Source organism: Histidinibacterium aquaticum (assembly GCF_008710275.1).
Taxonomy (GTDB): domain Bacteria; phylum Pseudomonadota; class Alphaproteobacteria; order Rhodobacterales; family Rhodobacteraceae; genus Oceanicola; species Oceanicola aquaticus.
The window spans coordinates 879,726-901,450 of sequence record NZ_VYQE01000002.1; the positions used below are offsets into that span (position 1 = coordinate 879,726).

A 21,725-nucleotide genomic window follows, 5' to 3' on the forward strand; every position below is an offset into this window, starting at 1 on the left:
TGCGCTGACGAGGGTTACGGCGACCGAGCCCGTGGCGGAGACGCTCGACCCGCGTCCACCGCCGCCCGCAGCGGCGATAAGGAGCGAGTCCGTGCTCGCGTCGACCGACATGTCCCAGGCCTGGACTTGCACATTTCCAACATCGGCCGTCGCCGTGGTCTTCGCATTAAGGACGTTGACGCCGATGCCTATCGAATTCGAGACCTTGTCGGCATCTCCGGTCGCCGGGCGGAACGGGTTCTTTTTGAACTTCTCGCCCGTGTCCTTGTAGTGCTTCTGCAGAGCGGCCTTGATGCTCTTGTTCGTATCAGGGCCATCGTTGATCGTCCGATCACTGTCGCCGAGAGCGAAGCCGGGCACGGTGAAGTTGCCGCCGATCATGAGAACGTCGTTCTCGGTGGTCGCCTTGACCGCCAGGTTCTGACCATCGGTGCTTTCGGGCGTGGTGCCGGTTCCGCCGACATCCGGCGCAATGATGATCAACGCCCCGTCCTCGATCTTGGCGTTGGAGTCGAAGGCCTGCTCGATGTAGGCCACCGAGCCGGAGAGCCCGAGAGTCTGGCCGCGGGCGTAGGACTGCGTCCAGACATCGAAGGTCGCCGCGACGAGCCCGAAATTGTCGTCGAGCACGTTGACGAAGTTGGCGATCACCTCGGAGGCCAGGTCGCCCTTCTGGTTGACCTTGCCGAAGTTCTGCGACCCCGCGAAGTCGTAGGTCTCGAGGTCGATGCCCGCGGTAGTGACTGTCGCGCTGTAGCGGCTGCCGTCGGCCAACTCGACGACCTCGCCCTGCGCGACCGTTACGTCAGAGAGGCGGTCGGCCTGGAAGAGCACCACTTTCCAGTTCTCCGCATTCCCGAACTGGGTCTCCCCGACCTTGACGTCGGTCTGATCTCCCTGCGCCTCGTAGCGGATCCCGTCGATCTCCACCGTCTCGCCGTCCGCGACAGTCGCAATAACGTCGGTCGGGTCGGTGTAGTCGGCGGCACCGGGGGCCGTGGTCAGCTCTTCCCAGCGGCCGGGCTGCCCGGCGTAATCCTCCTGGCCGAGCTTGATGCCATCGACGTCCTCCAGCGCGCGATATGCAGTGCCGGACTCCGTCACGACGACCTGGCCCTCGGAGACGTTCTGTGTGGTCACATAGTCCGCGGAGCCGAACTCGTTGACCAGCGGTAGGATAACGGGAGCCAGCGGAATCGAGCTGAGACCGATGCGGTTGCTGCTGGTGGACTGGACGGTCACGGCATCGCCTGCACGCAGGGCCGTCGTCCCGGTCACAATGGCGTCCGCCGACACGTCGAAAAGGCCGAGGTTGAAGGCGAAGCTGAAGCCCTTGTCCTTCAGGTTGGTGGAGGTCTCGCCGGTATTTGCGTCAGTGGCGGTGCCTTCGTTCTCGGAAAGCGCAATCGCCGCCTGTTTGGGGCGCGCCGCGGCGCTCGCGATCACGTCCGTCGTACCGTAGACAGTGATGTCGGAGTCCGTACCGTCGTCGAAGCCCAGCTTCGCGGTCACCGTATCGGTGTCGAAGACGAAGCCGAGCCCGCCCGAGAACTGGAAATTCAGGTCAGGCGTGGCGTCATCGCTGAGGTAACGCTCTGCCAAACCGGTGAACTTGGAGGCGAGACCGTTATCCCCGCCGAATCCACCGTTCTTGATTTTCTGGGCCACACCTTTCTTGAAGGCGCCGGTCGGCACGAGGGAGCCCGCAAGGTCGTCGAAGATGTTGCCTGTCGAGACGCCGGTGACCGCGTTTGCGATCAGGCCGTTCGTGCCGGTCGGCAGTGCCAGTGGCCCGACGATCGAACCGATCCCTGCATCGTCCAGTACGTTGCCGAGGTTGACGATGCCGAACCGGTTGAAGGTCAGCGACAGCTTCTGGCTGGTCGCCTGAACGGTAAGATCCTCGCCGACCGTGAGACCCTCACCCGCGACGCGGGCGGTCGTGGTGTTGTTGCCCACCTCGACGGCAAGCGCCACCGAGACGAGGCTGTCGGTGTCGCCCTCGGCGTTCACCTCGGTATAGAGCCGCTCGATCGTGTCGGCCTGAACGATCAGATCGCCGTCCACGGTGCTGCCGGAGCGGGGAGTGACGACAACGGTGTTCGTGATGTTGACGATATTGGCGCCGATGGAAACGGCGACGGCCGGCAAACCGTTCGTGCCCCCGTTGGCGACCTTGGCGGTCGCCGTGGTGTCCACGAAGCTGCTCACCCTCGCGTCGCCGCTGACGTCGAGCAGGCCGTTGATGGTGATCGAGTGGTCGATCCGGGTGTTGGCGACCGAAACCCCCAGCATGAGCGCCATCGGCGAGGCGAAGCTGGCGTTGGTGGAATTCGCCTCTATCGTCAGGTTGCCGTGCTCGCCGGTGCCGGTCGTGCGCAGAACCGCATGCTCGGTGACGTCAATGGTCAGGTCGAACTGGGTGTTCGCGACCGAGAGGATCGGCGGACCCAGGCCGAGAAGGAAACCGCGGATATAGGTCACCATGTCGCTGGCGAACGCCGCGCCATTGGAGCCGAGGCTGCCGAGCCCCGCCTCCGAAGCCGCCTTGCCGAGGTTGAGCGAGATCTCGATGTTGCGCGCTTCGATTACCGTATCGGTCCCGGTGTCACCTGCACCGATTTGGACGGCGGCCTCGAGATAGGCCGGGTCGTAGACTCCGTTCTTGAACGACTGGTTCTGGAGGTTCGCGGTCACCGAGAAATCGCCGTCGATCGCGATGGTCACGCCGCGATAGATGGTCAGGTCGGTGGTCTCGATATTGAGAGACCCGGTGGAGCCGATCACGACCTGCGTGCCGTCGTCGTCGCCGAAGACGACCGTTTCACTTGCGACGGTCCAGGTCTCATCGCCGAAGTCGATATTCTCACCAAACCGCAGCATGCCCGAGCGGGAGTCGTCATACCGGGTGACCGCCACGACCTCGGCCTCGATCGGTGCGCTGCCCATGATGCGCGAGGCATTGGTGTCCGTCAGCGTCAGTGCGCCCAATGCCGTGCTGGTCACATCGGACGCCATCACCGCGTAGACGCGATCCTCGATTCCCGTCGTGCTGCTACCGGAGCCATCGACGGTCAGCGCGGCGCCTGACGCGCCGAGGTCCTCGGCGACGATGACGTCGGCGCCCTCGCCGGTCTGCACGGAATCCGTTCCGCCGCCGCTGCGATAAACGAGGTCTCCGCTGAAGCCGCTGGCATTGAAGTCGTTGTTGCCGTCGTCGCCGCGGATTCCGACGACCTCGACGTCGTCCGAAATGGCGAAGCTGTTGGCCCCGCCCCAGTCCAGAACGTGATTGCCGCCGGTGGTAGAGAGACTGCCGATCCCAGAGACGGCCGATCTGAAGATGAGATGATCGCGCCCCGCGTTGCCTGTGACGTCGACGTTGGGGGTGCCGTCGACGACAAAGATGTCGTCCCCCGAGGAGCCGATCATCGTGTCGGCCCCGCCAAGACCTTCGAATAGGACACGTAACGGGCCGGCCATGTCGGAGACCAGCGTGTCGCCACTCACGCCGCGTTCGAACCCGAGCGCGGTCAGGGTCGCCGTTCGCAGGGTAGCGGACGTCCCGCCATCACCGGCCGCACCGTCGAGGTAGATGCTCCCATCCGTTCCGGGATTATCGACCGCGATCTCGATCTGCCCCTGAACGATGCTGGCCGTGACCCCCTCCACCGCGTTGATCGCATCGAGCACGTCCTGGATGTCCACGGCATCAACGGCGATGTCGACCTCGGCATCCGGCCGTGTTCCGTCCTCGAAGACGATCTTGAACTCCGCGCCGCTGCCCAGCGGCAGGCCAAGTCCACCACGCAGCGTGGCGAGTTCGGTCGTGGCCGTCAGTTCGGCCGCGGTCAGGCCGGAAGCGTCAAGCGTGTCCGCACCGGTGGTACCCCGCAGCCGGAAGTCCTCGAAGCCGCCGACGGCCGCCTCGCCGCTGCCGAACACGATGTTCGCATCCGTCAGGGTGAGAGTGTCGCCCTCGGCCTCGAGCACGTCGAACCCTGCGCCGCCGGTGACGGTGGCCTTCGCTCCGGTCCCGCCGTTGTCGACGAAGGTGACATGGTCGTCCCCTGCCCCGAGATCCGCGGTATGGCCGTGGCCCAGCCGGACGATATCTGTGAGCCCCGAGCCGGTCAGCGTCGCCGTCCCGCTCCACCCGGAAAGATCGACGTAGGCGGCCTCGGACATGGAAGACACGAGGCGGGCATTCTCGATGCCGGTCAGGCTTTCGACCGCATCCGCGGTCGGCACCGATTTCGTGCCGGTCACCTCGGTCACGGAGACGCTGCCGGAGGCGGTCTGCCGCAGCTCCGCGGACAGGCCGTACCCCGTCACGCGGCCGCCCAGCGCGCCGGAGAATGTCAGGGCGATTTCGGTGATGCGCCCGTCACCGTCGCGCTCCAACGCCGTCGACCAGTTGCCGCGCGGGAACTGCTTCCAGCTCGACATGACGCCCTGCACGTCCGCATCCGTGGCGTCGTAGGAGAGCTTCGGTCCGTCCAACTGCAGACCGTCGTCCAGCTCCAGTCGCAGGCGGAACCAATCGTCGTCCGACCCCGCCCCGGAGACGTCGAGCGTGATGGTCTCGTCGACCGCCGTGTCGGAGGTATGGGCGAAGCTCGTGTTCGTCAGGACGTAGCGCGTCAGTCCACCGTCGGGCAGCAGGCCCGGCCCCGGCTGGAACGGGAACCGGGCCCCTTCCTGCAGAGTGTCCTCGCCGTCGCCGCCATCGAAGCTGTCGGCACCGTAGCCCCCGCTGAGCACGTCGTTTCCGATCCCCCCGATCAGGACGTCGTCGCCGCCCTGCCCCAGGAGCGTCAGGGTCAGTTCGCTGGCGCTCCGGCTCAGCGTGATGCCGCTTGCGTCGAACTCATTGGCGTCGTCGTCGCCCTCGAGAGTGATTGCCTCGACGCCCTTGAGTTCGTGGCCGACCGCTCCGCCGATGTCGAAGACGAGCAGTCCGGCGTCCTCGCGGTCGGAAACCGTCCGGTTGCCAGCGAGCCCGATACCGACATAGCCGTCGGTCCCACTGCCGCCGTCGATGGTGTCGGAGCCGAGGCTCCCGATGATCGTGTCGTCCTGGCCGGTAGCGGTGAGGATGTCGTCGCCAGCGCCACCCCGCAGGGTGACGCCGCCACCGAAGGCCGCCGCGTTGAGGGTGACGTCGCCGGTGTGGTCCGTGTCGACGAAAAGCCCTGCGTTTTCGATACCGGTGAAGGTCGTGGTGCCATCGCCGCCGGTGATCTCCGAGGCGCCGAGCGTCACCGCTCCGGTCGCGCCGAAGAGGTTCAGGCTGTCCGTCCCCTCGCCGCCGTCGACCGTGCGGCCCCCGTAGCCCTGGATTCCGAGCGTGTCGTCACCGAGACCGCCGCTCACGCTGGCCGTGGCATCGCCGCCGACCAGGACGTCGTCGAACTCCGTCCCGGTCAGGGTGACCACCGCGGCGCCGTCGAAGCTCTGGAAGCCGTCGGCCGAGTTCCGGTCGAGGCTGGCAGTGACACCCTTGCCATAGTTGGCGTAGCTGAGCGTCGCCGAGCCAGCGGCGGCAGAGCCCCGCATGATCTCGGCATAGGTGAAAGCCGTTCCGCCCACATCCAGCCGGCCGCCGTTCACCCCGTCGACATACCAGGTGTAAGCCGAGCTGAAATTCGCGATAAGGGTGTCGGGTTCGTCGTCGACCCCCTGACCCTGGAACGCCGAGAAGCCGCCTTGGAGCGTGACCGTTCCGGAGCTGGCGACCACCTGCGTGGTGCCCGTTCCGTCATCCTCCATCGAACGCACCGAGCCCGCAAAGCCGCCGACGGTGCTGCTGACGCCCGTCAAGGTGACCTCGGACCAGACGCCCAGGTCCTTGTCGCCATGCAGGATGTCCGTGCCACCGCCCGCGTTCAGCGTGGCGTCCCGATCGGTGCGCGCCAGCACGATCACGTCATCGCCAGCGCCGGTCTCGACCCTCCGCGTGTCGGCGGTCATGTAGACTTGGTCGGCTCCGCTGCCGGTCAGGAGTCCCTGGAAGCCGGACACGGACTGGAACCCGGTAACAAGGTTCTCGGCAAGGTTGACCGTTAGGTCGGTCGAGAGCGCAGACAGGTCGAGCGTGCTGTAGCTGCTGTCGGTCGGAGCCTCGGCCGCCCGCAGGGATTCAAACGACTCCAGTTCGATGCCGTCGGTCCGCAGACCGGCGTCGTAGAGGGTCAGGTTGCGCTGGCCGAGAGCGTCCTCGGTGACGACGACGTCGACGTGACTGTCGTAGTCGGCAATGAACGTGTCCTCGGCATCGCCGCCGATGATGGAGTCCACGCCGGTATAGGACTGGGTGCCCAAGGAAACGCCGTCGAGGTCGAAGTACTCGAGCGTCAGGTCCATCCCGGACCCGCGAGCGTTCAGCGTCCAGGTCGTCGTGAAGTCGGTGCCGGTCAGGACGTCGTCACCGCCACCCAGGTCGATATCCACGCCCTGCGCTGCACGAGCCTCGTCGTCGCCGCCTGTTGCCGTGTAGCGCTCGGCGCCGCGCACGTCGAAATCGAGGAGCTTGGAGTCGGTGGAATCGTAGAGCGCCAGGCGGCCGCCCTCGGCGTTGAGTCCCACGCGACCGTCGGCCTGGGCCGACATGTCAACATGCCCGCCGGCGATGCTCAGCCCCTCTGCGCCGGTGATCAGCAGATTCTGGGCGGAGGTTGCACCTTCCCGCACCAGCGATGTGCCGTTGCTACTCCACCCGAGTTGCCAGGAGGCCACCGTGTCCGGAGTGGAGATGACATCGACCGCAGCATTCAGCTCGAAGCGATCGATACCGGAGAAGCTGAGGAAGCCCTCGCGACCGCCCGGAAGGTCGATCGTCTCGTCGATCGCGCGGAGACCGTAGGACGTGTCGGGATCGGTGGCGCTGCCCTGGGGCTTGGCCTCACCCACCCGGCCCGAGACGCCGGACGAGGTCGTGTCGTCCCGATCCCCGATGGTCCAGACCAGGCCGACAGATCCATTCGGCCCCGCGATCTGATCTTCACCGCCTCCGAGGTCGACCGCGAAGGACAGACCTTCCTGCAGCGACATCACCGACTGGTCGATGAACAGCCGCTGCCCCTGCCCGTCGTCGCTGCCACCGTCCTCGGCGTTGATCCTGAAGACGTCGTAGACCTCCGTGACGTCCCCCTGCCCGTCGATGTCGACGACCCGGTTGGTGCCGTCGATCGTCCGGATACGTTTCCAGCTCAGGACGTTCGGATTGTCCTGGCTCTGGATGTCCTCCTGCGATTTCCCCTCGACGAGCTGAAGCCGAAGCTCCTTCTGATCGTTGCCCTCGTTGTCGGTGTACGCGACCTCGGTCACCCGGACGACGGCCTCGTCCACCGCGGCGATGGAGGCCGTGGCCGCTATCGGGTCCCCGCTGAGAAGGACGCGCGGCTCGAGCGTGTCGATGCCCGGGCTACGCCGTTTCAGGGCACGACGGCGAAGCGGACGCCAGAGACGAGGGGGCAATTCCTTCGGCGACGCTTCCGGACGCTCGAAACCGGGAAGGAGCCCCGTCAGCGGGGCCGGACGGCCCCCGCGGAACTCATCAGAACTGTGCTTGCCCATGTCTCTCTTTACCAAAAAGCGTCATCGTCCCGCCCCGCAGGCCGGCTAGTGAACCTCGGCCGTCTCCTCGGACGCGTCGCTGGCGTCGCCGGCCTCCTCTGACCCCGCCGGCTGCATCGCGGTCGTCGCCTTGGTGACCAGGCGCTCGACCAGCTGCATGGAGGCCAGGTGAAGCTGGATCAGCGCCAAGTCGCCCGAGCGGAAGAGCTCTACGACCTTCTCGTCCGGCAGGTCGCGCAGCTTCTCGGGGTTCACTCGCTGGAAGCCGTTGATCTGCCCGGCGCGACCGTCCTGCAGCGTGTAGTCGACGCGCGCATCCTCCAGGAGGCCAGCCTCCTTCAGGCGGTCGCAGAAGGCCTGCGTGCGGTTGAAGCTGGCCTGGTATTCCTCGGCGAAGCGCAGAACGGTATTGGTGTAGCTCGTCTCGTTGCCCTCGCTGTCGAAGAGCCGCTCGCCCACGCCATCGCGGTTCAGCCCCTCGAAACTCTCGTCGATGCAGAGCGTCAGGCGGTCCTGTCCGTCCTGCACGGCAAAGACGAAGGGATAGCGCCGGAAGAAGGCGGGCACATAGGCGCCGTCCCAGCTGCCGTCCTCCTTGACGAAGGCGCACTGATCACGGGCCGTGCCCAGAAGAGCGACCGGGATCGTCCCGGTTTCCGAGGGCGCGAAGACGATGGGCATCTCGACAGCCGCCTTGGCGAACTCGACGTCGACCAGCGGAACCGAGTTGGTGCCTTTCGCGAAGGCGAAAGACGAGGTGCGGCGCACCGCGACATCGCGGTGATCGACCCGGCTGACAGGGGTGACGCTTTCGTAGATCAACAGTTGCTTGGTCATCGTAAGGAGGCTTCCGTTCGTCTTTTCGCTAGCTGCTCAGTTGCTGCGACAGCGCGCCGACATCGAGCGCGCCGAAGAGCGTGAGCAGCTCGGCCTGGATTCTGAGGGTCCGCAGGCGCGAGGCCTGCAGCTCCACGGCGAGGATATCGACGCGCAGGCCCTGCTCGAGCAGGAGCCGGGCGTCGGCGCGGCCCGCGTCACCCGCGGCGCGGGCGCCGGCAAGCTCCTGTCGGGCTTCGTTGAGTTGTTGGCCGATGGCCGCCGTGCGGGCCTGGCTCTGCTGCGCGGCTTCCAGCAGGGCGCCGTAGCGGCGAGTGACGAGGTCGGCGGCTTCGCGGACCCGAAGGTCCTCGATCTGCACGCGCGTCTCCGCCTCGCGGATGCGCGAGCGCACGACGCCGCCTTCGTAGATCGGGACGTCCACGGAGAGCCCCAGCTCGGAGCTCTGCACGTCGCTGCCGCCACCGAAGAGCGAGCCCTCCGTCCGTTCGCGCGTGACGTCGAGCGTCAGGTTCGCGCTCGGCAGTCGTTCGCCCTTGATCTGCTCCAGGCGCTTCCGGGCCAGCGCGGCCCGGGCCCGGGCAATCTCGACCCGTGGCGACATCTGCAGCAGACGGTCGCGAGAGAAGGTGCTGGCGAAGTTGCTGATCGAGGGAATGCCGATGGAGGCCGGGACGACCACCGAGGTGACCTCGGGGCCGGTAAAGCGGTAGAGGTCGAACAGGGCGTCCGACCGACCGAGCTGCGCATCCGACAGCTCCGCCCGAGCGCCGAACGTGTCGCCGGTGGCGCGGTCGAGCAGGCGGCGGTCTGCGCGGCCCGCCTGGACCTCGAGCTCGAGTATCCGCTCCAGCTGAGTCCTCGCCCGGACGAGAACCTCGGCCTGCCGCACGTCCAAGGCCGCTTCGGCGACGGAGAGGTAACTGCCGACGAGCCGTCCGGCGATCTCCTGGCGTGCCTGTTCGGCTTCCGCTGCGACGACCGCCTGCTCGGCCTGTGCGACCGGCATGGCCCGGAACGCCGTGGCATCGTAGAGTGGCTGCGACACCTGCAGCGCGATCGATGTGGTCGGAAACTCGCTCTGCCCGGAACTGAACGTCGTGTTGTCGGCGCTGAGGATGTCCTGCTGGGTATAGGATGTCTGGAACCGCAGGCTCACCCGAGGCAGGCGTTGGGCCCTGGCCTGACGAACGACTTCTTCGGCGACCTCCCGCTCGAGGTCGAGGATCTGAAGCTGGAGCTCCTGCCCCTGCATCCGGCCGAAAGCCTCAGCCAATGTGATCTGCTGAGCGGCGCTTGAAGTCGCACCAAGAGAGAGCCACAGCGCGGCGCCTGCGGCAAAAAAGGCATTTAGACCCAAGTTCAACTGTCCCCTGAAAACCCGGAACGGTTCTTTCCGCTCCTGTCCCTTAACAGTCTTTTCACCTACGGACTGACGTTGTGTCAACCTTAGTGGCCAAGCCGTTGGGTCTACTTGCGCCATTAGTGCGCGAAGACAGGAAGCTCGACACAACCTATAGTGTCGGATGCGCGAGTTGGCGGCTCAGGGTAGTCGCGCAAAAATGTTCGCCAGGTCGATCAGGCAAGCTACGGTATTCGTTGATCGCGACACGGGCGCTCAGATCTCGGTCGGCCCCGCTCGCGGGCCGGACTGGCCGGTAGTCGGCAGCCGCCGCGACCGGGCGCTCATCAGTCCCCGTCGGTCGCGGCAAGTTTCTTGACGTTGGGTAGTTGTGCTCGATGGCGACGACCGATCGCCATCGAGCCATGCGCCCTCGTGCCCCAAGTAGATCAGAGCGTGTTGAGCGGTACCTTCAGGAAGCGCTTGCCCGTGTCGTCCGGCGGCGGAAGCTCCCCTGCCCGCATGTTGACCTGCAGCGACGGTATGATGAGGCGCGGCATGTCGAGCTGTGCGTCCCGCTCGGTGCGGAACTTGACGAACTCCTCCTTCGTCTTGCCTCCGCCCACGTGGATATTCTGCGCCTTCTCCTCGGCGACCGTCGTCTCCCACTGGATGTCGCGGCCGTTCGGCCCGTAGTCATGGCACATGAACAGCCTGGTCTCCTCCGGCAGGCTCAGCACCTTCTGGATGCTGTCATAGAGGGTGCCGGCGTCGCCGCCCGGGAAGTCCGCCCGCGCGGAGCCGCCATCTGGCATGAAGAGCGTATCCCCGACGAATGCTGCGTCGCCCATGACATGGGTCATGCATGCCGGGGTGTGGCCGGGCGTGTGAAGAGCGAGACACTTCATGCCCCCGACCAAGTAGGTGTCACCATCGTCGAAGAGCCGGTCGAACTGGCTGCCGTCGCGCTGGAATTCGGTGCCCTCGTTGAAGACCTTGCCGAAGGTGTCCTGCACGACCGTGATGTTGCGGCCGATGCCGAGCTTGCCGCCCAGTTTCTGCTGTATATAGGGGGCGGCGCTCAGGTGGTCGGCGTGGACATGCGTCTCGATCAGCCACTCGACCTTCAGCCCGTTGTCCCGCACGAAACCGATGATCTCGTCCGCGTGGTCGTAGCTGATGCGCCCAGCCGCATAGTCGATGTCCATCACGGAATCGACGATGGCACAGGCCTCGGAGCCGGGATCCTTCACGACGTAGCTAATCGTATTAGTGGCCGGGTCGAAGAACGGATGAACTTCAGGCTTCGTCCGGCGGTCGAGCGTATGGTCGAACATATTCTTTCTCCGTGTCTTGCGGGACGAGCGGCGGCCTCAGCCGGTCGGACAGGTCCGGATGCCGAAGACGCTGTAGAGCGGGCAAACCCCGACCAGAGCGGTCAGGGCGAAGACGGCGGCCACGGCGAGGGCCAGCCAGAACCACAGCCCGGACACGGCAATCGCCGTGCCGAAAACTATGAAGAGCAGAAGAGCGGCTACGGCGGCGCGCAGCACGCGATCGGTGACACCCATGTTCCGGGACATCTCATCCTCCTTCGGAATCAGTCTGCGATTACTGATTGCACGAGAAGGTCCCTCGCCTTGGTGACTTCGTCACCGAAGCCCCCCGAACGGTCATTGCCTCAGCGTTCGCCGGCCGATCTGGCCAGACGCTCGAGCCCTTCCCGGCCGGAGAGCCTGACCTCGCCGCGAGCCTGCTCGACCCAGCCGCGGCGATGAAACTCGGAGAGCGTGCGCGAGATCACCTCGCGGGCCGTCCCGAGTTCGCTGGCCAGAACCTGGTGAGTGGCATGGACCACCCCGGCCTCGTCGGCCAGTTCCAGCAGCCGCGCCGCGAGCCGGACGTCCATGCGCTGAAAGACGATGTCGTCGATCAGGGTGAAGAGGTCGGTGATCCTGCGGGAGTAGGCCTTGAATACGAATTCTCGAAAGAGCGGCGACCGCCCGGCAAGATCGTCGAAGGTTCTGCGCGGGATGGCGACGGCGCGCACGTCGGTTTCTGCCACGCCGTCGGCCGCGTAGTCCTCGAATGCCAGCATGCAGGCGGTGGTGAGCACGCAGCTTTCACCCGCGTGGACGCGGTAAAGAAACACCTCCCGCCCTGTCTCGGATTTCTGCTGGACCCTGACGGTGCCCTTGAGCAGCAGCAGGAAATTGTCCGCCGACTGGCCCGGACTGAAAATCTGCGTGCCCGCCGGTACCTCGACGACCTCGCTTCCCTCGAGGAGCTCGTCGCGAAGCTCCGGCGGAAGCGTGCTCAGTCCCTCGAACTGAGCAATCCAGTCGTGGGGCTTGGTTGCTGACTGTTTCACGTTCTCATCCTCCCGCACCCGCCGGGCAGTTTATCAAGAAGAACCGTCTCGAAAGTCTGGCACTACAATAAACCGACCTCCGGTGTCCGGAACGGTCGATCACGTGAAACGGTGGACCTTTTCAACCGGGTTGCGGCAAAGCTAGAGTTTCCGGAGTGACGCGGCGGCAGTCGTGCGGTCAAGCGTCTGTACGTCGATGCGGTCAACCAGGAGACCGGCCTCGTGAGCGAGGACAGCTATGTCTGGCAGGTCCGGGGAGAACGGACGGACGGACAGCTCGGCATCTCGGTGGTCATGCTCGGGATCCGGGAGAACTTGGATACCGTCGAGGCCACGTCCGAAGAGTTCCGTCGCCTCATCTCCGAGCGGCTGGGCGAGCCGGTGGCCCTGAGGCTGGAGATCATCCCGATCGAGGTCGTCTTCCACGAAGCCCTGCCCCCGGGCGCAGCTGCCGAGTGAGGACTCGGGTTAGCCGCCACGAGCCAAGGACGTCACATCGCCCGGGAAATGCGCTACACTCATCCCGGGATAGCTTGAGGAAAGGGACATTGGCGCAGCCCGGGGTCAACGCAAAGGACCGACTGGTCGACATCTTCGCGCGGAGCGCACTGGGGTTGGCTCTCCTGCTGCCCTACCGGGCCCGCGTGCAATTCTTCGGGTGGTTCTTCTCGGCCGTCGTCGCGCCGCTTGCGGGCTGGCGGAGGCGGATCGAGAGGAACCTGGCATACGCGATGCCAGAGCTCGACCGGGCGCAGAGGGCCGTGCTTGCGCGGAAGGTCCCCGACAACTTCGGGCGTTGCCTCATCGAGATGTACTCCGGCAAGGAGCTGCTGGAGCGCCTGGATCATGCGCCGCTTTCCGGGCCAGGTCTGGCTCCGCTCGAAGAGGCCCACCTAGCAGGCAGACCGGTCGTTCTGGTCACGGCCCACTTCGGAAGCTACGACGCCGCCCGAGCGGCGCTGGGACGGCGAGGTTTCGAAATCGCGGGCCTGTACAGGCCGATGTCCAACGCCGCGTTCAACGCGCACTACGTCGAGGCCATGTCGACCATCGGCGGGCCCCTTTTCGCCACGGACAAGCGGGGCGTGGTCGGCTTGGTGAAATACCTGAAGGCCGGCGGGAAGATCGGGATCCTGGCCGATGTCCGCACCAACAAGGCGCCCCTTCTCAGCTTCTTCGGAAAGCCGGCTCACACATCGCTGGCTGCCGCGGAATGGGCCGTCAGGTACGACGCTCTTTTCCTGCCTGTCTTCGGGGTCCGCCAGGACGACGGGCTGGGGTTCGATATATGGGTCGAAAGACCAATCGCTCTCGGCACGCCCCGGGACATGATGCAGGCCTATAATGATATCGTGGAAACGAAGGTCAGAGAGCGTCCCGAGCAATGGTTCTGGATACACAACCGCTGGAAGCTGGCATCGCGAAAGCCCAAGCGCACCGAGGACGCAGAGCCCGCATGGCGGGACGAGCAGGACATCGGCAACGGAGCCATCGGGGCAGAGTGAGCCTGCCCCAACGACGCAATTCGCCATCGGCGTCTTCCGTCATCCGCCGCGCCCGTCCTCCAGTGCGATGACGGAGCATTGACGGTAGCGCGTTAGGCCGATTCCGACGTCAGTTTTCGGTGCATCGGTTCGGTAGAGTCTTCCTGTGCCAGCGCCGGGCTCCCGACGTCGACGAGGAGCGCCATATGCCACAGGACTTTCCGGACCTTCTGGACGATCTTGCCAAGATCGAGAGCGCAGACGGCCATGCGCCCGTTTTCCGGGACCTCCGCGGCACCCTCAAGTTCGCGGTCGCACCGGCTGCTGCGCCGACGGGAAACATGCAGTTCGTCGATCTGAGGATCGACCCCAAAGGACCGACGATCAGCGGCGATCTCTTCAATGACCCGGACCGAACCGACTGGGTCATGTCCTGGCGGAGCGATGCGGTCTATACCCCGAAACAGGGCGTCACCGCGCTTGACTGGGACTTCGCGGCGACCTGCGAACCGACCTATGCGCCGAACGAGATTTCCGGCAGGCTCGCCAAGCTCTTCCTGACCGGCCGCTTCCGGAATCTCGGGCGCGCCGAAGGCCGGGCGCGGACCGTGCCGCAGGCCCGGTTCCGCCTCGCGGAGCTGGATGGGCGCCTGAAACGGCGTGACCTCTCAATCGCCGCGAACGGACCGCAGGTGTCGCACCTGCCGAGCTTCCGGCAGATCAAGTTGTTCGTGGACACGGATCCCACGCTAGCAGCCGGCGGCGGCGGCGACCTCGATCTCGTGAAGCAGGCGATCGACGAGGTGATCGGCGACCCGGCCGTCGGTAACCTCGGGAGCCTTGGCAGCAGCCTGCGCGATGAGGGGATACTCATCCGGACAGGATTTTCCACTGGTCTGGCCGATTTCGATCAGGTCGGCCTTTCCTACGTCGTGGGCAACGAGTCCGAGGTCTTTGGCGTCCTGCAAAGAGAGCCGGAGCGGCAGACCCCGTATTCGTTCTCCATCTTCCTCTCCGCGCGAACGGCCCCGGAAGACGCTGCACGTGATGTGCCCCTCGGCGTCACATTGGGTCTCGACGCCTATCCCCGCAGGTTCGGTGCTGGCCGCGCAGCCATCGTCTATCCAAGGGTCATCGCGGAGAGCCTCGTTCGGCAGGGAGCGGCGGCGAGACGAAGGCTGACACAGGCCGACGTCGATGACCTCGCATTCCGGATCCGGTTCACGATCATGCACGAACTGGGGCATCTGCTTAATCTGCCACATCCGTGGCAGCGGGACGCATTTGCCGGTGTGGGGCTGTCTGCAGAGCCCGACGCGCGGTCCTGGATGGCCTACGGCTCACTCTACCCGCTCGGCGCTCCGAACATCTATGCCCTGGAGAACATCGCGGACGAGACCACCCGCCGTGAGCGAAGGGACCGGCTCGCCCAGCAGAACCTGGGTCAGGTCAATGCACCGCTACGCGGCGCAGGCTTCACCGACGAAGAGCGGGGCCAGATCGTGCACGCGCCCTTCGATCTCGTCTCGGCGGGCGGGCGAACCTTCGTCGATGCCGAGCGACAGACCCTGACGATCCGGGAGCCAATCGCCCCGGTCCCTCGGCTCAGGCTCGCGATCGACGGCGCGACGCATGACCCGGCGATCGGCTACGAGGCGGTTTCGATGTCCCAGTTCACGTCGCAGCCGATGCAGTCGATGTTCCAGCCGCCCACCGGGTACATCGAGCTTCACGTTCACAAGACTGCCGCATCGGAAGACCTGCCCTTCAGCTTCAGCACGGGCAACTTCTTCTGGCTCGTCCGCGAGGAAAGACCGACGGTCTGGACCGACCGGCCTCCCCGGCGCGGGGTTCTATTCCAGCCGGACTACTCGGTCCTCACCGCGCCGCTCGACGGCGCGATCGAGGCGGTGAGCGCACCGAGCGAGGTCACGCTCGAGGGCGAACCGGCGTGGGAATTCCGCGTGCCGCTTCCACCGCTGTCGTCGAGCTTCCTCTTCACCTCCTTTCCCAACGCAACGCGGTTCACGACGCAAATCGCGTTCCTGCTGCCCGGCGCCCCCCTCGTCTATTCGAACCGGGTCGCACTGATCTACACGCCCGACCCCTCGCTGCAGCCCTTCGGCCCCGCGAGCCGCGAGATCTTCGACCTATTGGGCAATCCGGCCCTGCCCCTCGTGTTCGAAGCAGACCTCCTGTTCCGGGACCGGACGCCCGCCTTCATTTCCGATGAGGAGGTTCTCTTGTCGCGGCTGAGGTCGGCCCAAGCCGACGACCTTGCCAGCCTGGCGCGCGAGCAACCGGAGGCACTGGGATGGCTGGACCGGCTGATCTTCTACGCCAACGTCAGGACCCTTCTGGACGGCACCGCAGGAGATCGGGAAGGGCAGATCTTCGATCAGCTCGTCCGCTTGGGTCGGTCCGACAATCCGGCCGACCAGGTCCACACACAGATCGCCGGCGGGCAGATCAACGCGCTGTCGAAGGTCAAACCGACCGACGGCGACGTGCTCGAACGCCTCGGGCGAGTCTTGTCGAGCAGCAACTAGAGAGAAGGACAGGAAGTGATGACAAAGGTTCATGCGGTAATCTACGCCAACCGGAACACGGCATTCATCGCCACCGACGATTGGCTCCAGAACGACCAGTCCGGCATCGAGGAGCTCCCGCCCTCTGGTGGCGCGGCCCCGCCGCCGGCCGACCCGGCTCTGGTAGAGCTCCGTGATTACGCCGAGCTCGCCGCAACGAATGCGATGCTCGAGGCCGGAAACACGATCCTGCCGAACGATGCTGTCCTGCCTTTCGAGGACCGGGTTCCGAGGCTACTGCTTTTCCGTTTCGACGGCAGCACATACGTCGCACGCGGTTTCAGGAAGTGGGGCGCGGTGGCCGTTCCCGAAGACGAAGTGGACGGCATCAGGGTCTATCTTCTGGCGGGCGATAGCGAGGATGAAGGCTCCGACGGCTACATCTGGCGGAACGCGATGACCAAGGTCCTGAAGGCCGTCCGGGCCGGAGTCGGGAATGCGGCGTCGCAGGCCCTCATTGACCTCGTGCCGTTCGAAGTCGCGACCGGCTCCATCGCGCTTGCCGATGAGCCGGCGATCGGCGATGCCACCGGAAACGCCAGTGCAGCGGATTTCGGCAATGCCGCCGATGCCGGGAACTGAGCCACGCCCCGCGCCGAAGCGCTGGGAGCAGAGGACGCGCCCGCCGGACGAGACACTGGCGGCGCTCACCCCCCTCTACGACGAAATGGGCATCAGCCGGATCGCGGATCTCACCGATCTGGATCGGATTGGCATCCCCGTCGCGCAGGCAGTCCGGCCCTACGGTCTCTCGCTCTCGGTCGCCCAGGGCAAGGGGACGAGCCTCGCCGCCGCGATGGCCTCCGCCGCAATGGAAGCAGCGGAGGGATGGCATGCCGAATGCGTTGACCTCACCCGCAGGGTGGCCAGCCTGCGGGAGGCGATGCCCGGCGTCGACCCGGGCGACCTCCCTGTCAGGGGCTGCCTCGACCCCGATGTCCAACTCTCTTTCGTCGCGGGCGTGAATCTCCTCGACGGCGCGTTGGCGTGGCTTCCGAGCGACCTCGTCCACAAGGACTTCACCCGTCCCCCAGAGCATCCTGCCTTCCGCCGCTCCACCAACGGGCTAGCGTCGGGCAACACGCGCGCCGAAGCTATCGCGGCGGCCCTCCACGAAGTTGTCGAACGCGACGCGACCGCAGCATTCGAGGCCTCGGGAGAGGCTGCCCGCCGCGTGTCTCGCGTCTCGGTCGCATCTGTCGCGGATCGATCGAGGGTTTTGGCAGAGCTTATCGGACGCATCAGGTCCGCGGGGCTGCATCTTTGGCTCTATGACATGACCCATGCGCTTGGCGTGCCTGCCTATCGCGCCGACATTGCCGAGGTATCGTCGTCGGGCGATGGCGGTGCGCCGGTTCGCAGGGTTCACGCCGGGCGGGGGTGCAGCCTCTGCCCGGTCACCGCCGCAACTCGCGCCATCACCGAAGCGGCTCAGAGCCGGCTCACCGAAATCGCCGGAAGCCGCGACGACCTGGCAGCAGACGCCTATGCCCCGCCAGTGACCGGCAATCTCTTCCGCGGCCTGGCTGAAATCGCCTCAGCGCTCGAACTGCGCCCGCGTCCGTTTGACAGGGTGGATGAGAGTGGCCCGTGTGCGGAGGAAGATGTCGCGCGGCTCTGTGCGCGACTTTCTGACCACGGATATTCCCGGGTGCTTTGTGCCGACCTCAGCCGCCCGGGCTGGCCCATCCATGTCGTGCGAGTGATCGTCCCCGGCCTCGGCTTTCTCGACGGCCACCTGCCCCGGCTCGCCGGATCCAACAGGACCGCCGCCCATGCCGAATGACGTGATCGTCTTTGCTGGCCCGTCTCTCACGCCCTCCGACAGGCAAGGTGCGGATCACGTCACCTTCCGCCCCCCGGTCGGCCGAGGCGACGTCCTGCGTGCCCTTCGCTGCCGGCCCCGAGCGATCGGTGTTGTCGACGGCGTCTTCGGCGACGCGCCCGCCGTGCTCCACAAGGAACTGCTCGAGGCCATGTCCCGCGGGATTTCCGTCTGCGGCGCTGCCTCCATGGGAGCACTTCGGGCCTGCGAACTCTCGCGTTACGGCATGGTCGGGATCGGCCGCGTCTTCTCGGACTACGCCTCGGGCAGGCGGACGGCGGATGCCGACGTCGCGGTCCTGCACGGACCGGCCGCGCTGCATCACCAAGCGCTGACCGTCCCAATCGTGGAGGTGGACGAAACCGCCGAGGCGCTGCAGCAATCGGGCCACTTCTCCCTATCGGACGCGGCAAAGATCAGGGACGCGGCGCGGCGCATCTTCTTTGCCGACCGGACATGGAGCCGGCTCGCCGAAATCGCTGGTCGCGAGGTAGAGGTGGCCGGGCTGGAGGCGCTGCTGCGCCGGCATCACGTCCATCGAAAAAGGCACGACGCCTGCACCCTGCTCGCCGCTATCGGCGACATCCCGGTCCCGGAGACACCGCCCCCTGCCCTGACCTTGCACTATCGGCGTCACCTCGACGCGGCCGGAGCGCCCGCCAGGATCACCAGGCGGCGCCCAGCCGCTCCAGACCGTCGATGACCCGGGCGTTGTCCTCATCCCGCCGAAGCGGAACGAGCGACAGGACCCATCGCACGGGATCACCAGTCGCGCATGGCCGCCCGCCCGCCCATTTCTCCGCGATGTCCGCATTCAAGCGTTCGAGATCGGCCGAGGCCTCGGCCAATCGTCCCAGTTGCGCGAGTGTCAGCGCCCGCCAGAAGAGCGTGCGATAGCGGGTCCGGCGCTCTCCGAAATCGAGCCAGGAAAGGGCCTGGTCGTAATCGCCCTTGAGATAGAAGAGTTCGCCGTAGTCGGTACGTTGGTAGTCGAGCTCATGCACCATCCGTTCCTGGGCCAGGTTGTAGCAGCCCTCCCCCTCCTCGTGCCGCCCGAGGTAGACGAGGGCGGTTCCGATCGAGTTGATACGATGGGCCTCGTCGGTGCCGATCTGCAGGGCAGTCTCGATCGAGCGTTCGGCCGCGGCGAAGTTCCGCCTCCACAACAAGCACCAGCCCATGGCGATATGACCATTGGCCTGCCGCGAGTCGATCGACAGCAACCGTTCCGCGAGTTCCAGCGCGCGGGCGCGGCCTTCCGCCTGCGGCAGGCCCGGCCGGGTGTAGAAGGTAGAGGTATTGTGGCTCTGGATCAGGTGCGGATACGCGGCGACAAAATCAGGATCCTTGGCCAACGCCGCCTCGAGCTCCTCCTGGACCTCGGCCATGTAGTCGCTTCCGTCGGCCTCGAAGAAGCGGAACTTGGCCCGCAGGTAGTGATCATAGGCAGTCGAAGTCTCCGGCGACCGCCCGTCAGCCATCTGTATCTCGATCCTCTCGATCGCAGCGAGGATTGCGCCCGCCGCGTGCGCGGAGTGGTCATCCATCTGTTCGACCACTCGCTCTGCCAGCAGGGTTTCCCGCATGGACCAGCAGAGCACACCGCTGCGGCGGTCCGTAAGGCGGACGATACAGAGGACGCGGTCCGCCCTCGGCTGCGCAGAGACCTCCAGCTCGAAATCCGCAGACGGTCCGGCGACCACGCTGAGCTCCGTCATCCTCTCCAGCCGGTGGCTCAGGACCTCTTCCATGTTCCGGGCAAGCTGTCCGGTCCCTGCCCCGTCATCTCCCTGCGGCACACGGAGCGTCAGAGTGGGTAGCGCCGAGGCCCGTGAAACCGGGCCGACCGGGACGCGCTGTGCGGCAGGCCCCGCTGCCTCCGACCTGTCCAGCGCCGCAGCCAGCACTTCACGCGTCTGGGCCTCGACTTCGAAACCGTCCTGTTCGAGGGCCTGCCGTAGCTTCTCGAACTCCGCCTTCGCACTCGACGGCCGGCCAAGCTGCCCCAGCGCCTCGATCAGCCGTCGCGCGGCGGGCTCATTCGTGCCATCGAGCGCCAGCACCGTAGTGGCCGCCGCCGCGATGGCATCGGCCTGCCCGCCTTGCAGCGCTCCATGCAGTAGGGCCTCACCCTTCTTCAGCTGCTCCGCACGGATGGTCCGCCTCATCTCGGCGACCCAGTCGTCGAAGACGGGCGAAACGTCGTCGAGGTCCTCCAGAAACAAGCTCTCAGCGGCGGGGTGGTATTCGTCGCCCGCGTCCCAGAGATCGAATGCCATCGACTTCGGCGCGATCGCGACCGTCTCCCGCCGGGCCGAGAGCCGTTGGAAAGCGGCGTCGCCAAGCGCCTTCCGGATCTCGTAGAGGGCCTGGCGCAGACTGGCGCGCGCCTGTTCGGTGTCGCGGTCCGACCAGAAGAGATCGGCCAGCCTGCTCCGGGAAACCGGCTTCCCGCGCTGAAAAAGAAGGTAGGCGAGCAAGGCGCGCGATTTCCGGCCACGGGGCAGCAGGAGGCGCCCGTCTGCCGTTCTGACATCGAATTGGCCGGCCAGTCGTACCGTGACGGAGTCCACGTGAGTCATGCCACCCCCGGCAAAGCGCCCACCTCGGCGGACTGCCGCTGCGGAGTATGCCCGAGAACCGACCACGGACCAAACGCGCTCGCCGCCGCACGGAAGCGCTCATCGTCAAACAAGGCCCCAGACGGTTTGACGAACTATTAACGCGGAGGGGCACGGCGCCTGACGGCCGCGTGACGCAGGGGTGCGAGTCTGCAGGTGTCTCATCAAGAGAGACGGTCGGGCCCGATGACCGGCGCGGCCAAATCCAGCAGAGAGGAAGTTGAAATGAAACGCATTCTCGTAACCACCTGTGCAGCGCTCGTTGCCGGCGCCACGTCGCTGGCAGCCGACAGCTACTTCACCATCATCGATCGCCAGGACCATCGCGGCATCATGGAGCTTGGGACCGTCGTCTCCGACCATGACGGGGTCGTGGAAATCTACGAGTCGGGCAAACTGATCGGCAAGGCCCGCGTGAAAGCCGGCACGAACCGCAACGTCCGGGTCAACGCTCCACCTCGCCGCGCGGCGCACGCAACCGCGGTGCTGCGGGCCGGAGACAAGGTTCTCGACGAAGCCCCGATCCGGATTGCCCGCCGGTAACCTGCGGCACCGGACATGGGACGGTCCTCCCCCGTCCCCCTCCGACCGTTCGCCGCGTCGGCGTCACCCAGCGCCCGGACACCCGGCTCGCACCGCGCGAGCCGGGTGCACGGCGTCAAGACAGGGGCTTACCCAGAGTGCTTCTCTGCCTAGGACGGAAACGCTGCGTCGACTATCCGCGTTGTGCGCAGGTACAGGCCTTGGACCAACAGACCGGCCGCCTCGGGCGGAACGTCAGCCAGAAAGACGACCTCGACACCGATGCGGTCGCCGCCGAGGTCGCACGGTTACACGAGGGATTTGCCGCGAAGGAGACTAGAGCTGGCGACTGACCTCAGAACGCGACGATCAGTTCTCTGCCTTTTTTGGTCAAGAGCTCGTGCGTTGTTGTGGGGTCGGGTTGGCGGCCGGACCGCGCTTTTTGGGGCGTTTTTTTGGTTGCGGGGAGAGGATTTGAACCTCTGACCTTCAGGTTATGAGCCTGACGAGCTACCGGACTGCTCCACCCCGCGCCAATTGGTGTCGATCGGAACTTC

General features: G+C 65.9%; 15 protein-coding genes and 1 tRNA gene (1 of these 16 only partly in view). 8 read left to right on the forward strand and 8 right to left on the reverse strand.

Features of this window, described 5'->3' with window-relative positions; genetic code table 11:
* The 6 genes from F3S47_RS09530 to F3S47_RS09555 all read right to left on the reverse strand — a co-directional run.
* Positions 1-7,578 carry the start of an LEPR-XLL domain-containing protein gene (locus F3S47_RS09530; protein WP_150445004.1) on the reverse strand. It extends 19,074 nt beyond the left edge of the window, so the window shows 7,578 of its 26,652 coding nt (coding positions 1-7,578); it begins with the start codon at positions 7,576-7,578; its stop codon lies beyond the left edge, outside the window.
* Between the two features lie 45 nt (positions 7,579-7,623).
* A complete protein-coding gene (locus tag F3S47_RS09535; RefSeq protein WP_150445005.1) occupies positions 7,624-8,415 on the reverse strand; it encodes a SapC family protein in 792 nt (263 codons plus the stop codon).
* Positions 8,416-8,443: 28 nt separating this feature from the next.
* Positions 8,444-9,691, reverse strand: coding sequence for a TolC family protein (locus tag F3S47_RS09540; protein ID WP_191090128.1), 1,248 nt, complete (start codon positions 9,689-9,691; stop codon positions 8,444-8,446).
* A gap of 515 nt (positions 9,692-10,206) precedes the next feature.
* Positions 10,207-11,094, reverse strand: a complete 888-nt coding sequence (locus F3S47_RS09545) for an MBL fold metallo-hydrolase (protein WP_150445007.1) — start codon at positions 11,092-11,094, stop codon at positions 10,207-10,209.
* A gap of 36 nt (positions 11,095-11,130) precedes the next feature.
* Complete coding sequence (locus F3S47_RS09550) at positions 11,131-11,340, reverse strand: YgaP family membrane protein (protein WP_150445008.1); 210 nt, start codon at positions 11,338-11,340, stop codon at positions 11,131-11,133.
* A 98-nt stretch (positions 11,341-11,438) separates the two neighbouring features.
* On the reverse strand, positions 11,439-12,128 hold the full coding sequence (locus F3S47_RS09555; protein ID WP_150445009.1) for a Crp/Fnr family transcriptional regulator: 690 nt from the start codon (positions 12,126-12,128) through the stop codon (positions 11,439-11,441).
* A 222-nt stretch (positions 12,129-12,350) separates the two neighbouring features.
* Here F3S47_RS09555 and F3S47_RS09560 point away from each other — a divergent pair, with 222 nt between their 5' ends.
* The 6 genes from F3S47_RS09560 (at position 12,351) to F3S47_RS09585 (ending at position 18,728) form a co-directional block, all read left to right on the forward strand.
* The gene (locus F3S47_RS09560; RefSeq protein ID WP_150445010.1) at positions 12,351-12,587 is read left to right on the forward strand and encodes a hypothetical protein; all 237 of its coding nucleotides are present in this window, start codon (positions 12,351-12,353) and stop codon (positions 12,585-12,587) included.
* 89 nt (positions 12,588-12,676) lie between these two features.
* Positions 12,677-13,633 carry a lysophospholipid acyltransferase family protein gene (locus F3S47_RS09565; protein WP_150445011.1) on the forward strand — a complete coding sequence of 319 codons (957 nt, stop codon included), beginning with the start codon at positions 12,677-12,679 and terminating at the stop codon, positions 13,631-13,633.
* Positions 13,634-13,818: 185 nt separating this feature from the next.
* Complete coding sequence (locus F3S47_RS09575; RefSeq protein ID WP_191090129.1) at positions 13,819-16,161, forward strand: hypothetical protein; 2,343 nt, start codon at positions 13,819-13,821, stop codon at positions 16,159-16,161.
* Between the two features lie 18 nt (positions 16,162-16,179).
* Complete coding sequence (locus tag F3S47_RS19370; RefSeq protein WP_191090130.1) at positions 16,180-16,782, forward strand: hypothetical protein; 603 nt, start codon at positions 16,180-16,182, stop codon at positions 16,780-16,782.
* Positions 16,760-17,986, forward strand: a complete 1,227-nt coding sequence (locus F3S47_RS09580; RefSeq protein WP_191090131.1) for a YcaO-like family protein — start codon at positions 16,760-16,762, stop codon at positions 17,984-17,986. The genes F3S47_RS19370 and F3S47_RS09580 overlap by 23 nt, the downstream gene beginning before the upstream one ends.
* Positions 17,976-18,728, forward strand: coding sequence for a TfuA-like protein (locus F3S47_RS09585; protein WP_150445015.1), 753 nt, complete (start codon positions 17,976-17,978; stop codon positions 18,726-18,728). Before F3S47_RS09580 ends, F3S47_RS09585 begins: the two co-directional genes overlap by 11 nt.
* Here F3S47_RS09585 and F3S47_RS09590 read toward each other — a convergent pair.
* Positions 18,691-20,607, reverse strand: coding sequence for a BTAD domain-containing putative transcriptional regulator (locus F3S47_RS09590; RefSeq protein WP_150445016.1), 1,917 nt, complete (start codon positions 20,605-20,607; stop codon positions 18,691-18,693). The two genes, F3S47_RS09585 and F3S47_RS09590, sit on opposite strands and share 38 nt — an antisense overlap.
* Positions 20,608-20,871: 264 nt before the next feature.
* Here F3S47_RS09590 and F3S47_RS09595 point away from each other — a divergent pair, with 264 nt between their 5' ends.
* Together F3S47_RS09595 and F3S47_RS19650 are read left to right on the forward strand one after the other, a co-directional pair.
* Positions 20,872-21,189 carry a DUF2147 domain-containing protein gene (locus F3S47_RS09595; protein WP_150445017.1) on the forward strand — a complete coding sequence of 106 codons (318 nt, stop codon included), beginning with the start codon at positions 20,872-20,874 and terminating at the stop codon, positions 21,187-21,189.
* A 200-nt stretch (positions 21,190-21,389) separates the two neighbouring features.
* Complete coding sequence (locus tag F3S47_RS19650) at positions 21,390-21,521, forward strand: hypothetical protein (RefSeq protein WP_263405981.1); 132 nt, start codon at positions 21,390-21,392, stop codon at positions 21,519-21,521.
* A 103-nt stretch (positions 21,522-21,624) separates the two neighbouring features.
* Here the strand turns inward: F3S47_RS19650 and F3S47_RS09600 are convergent.
* Positions 21,625-21,701 (reverse strand) — tRNA-Met (locus F3S47_RS09600).
* Positions 21,702-21,725 lie beyond the last annotated feature (24 nt).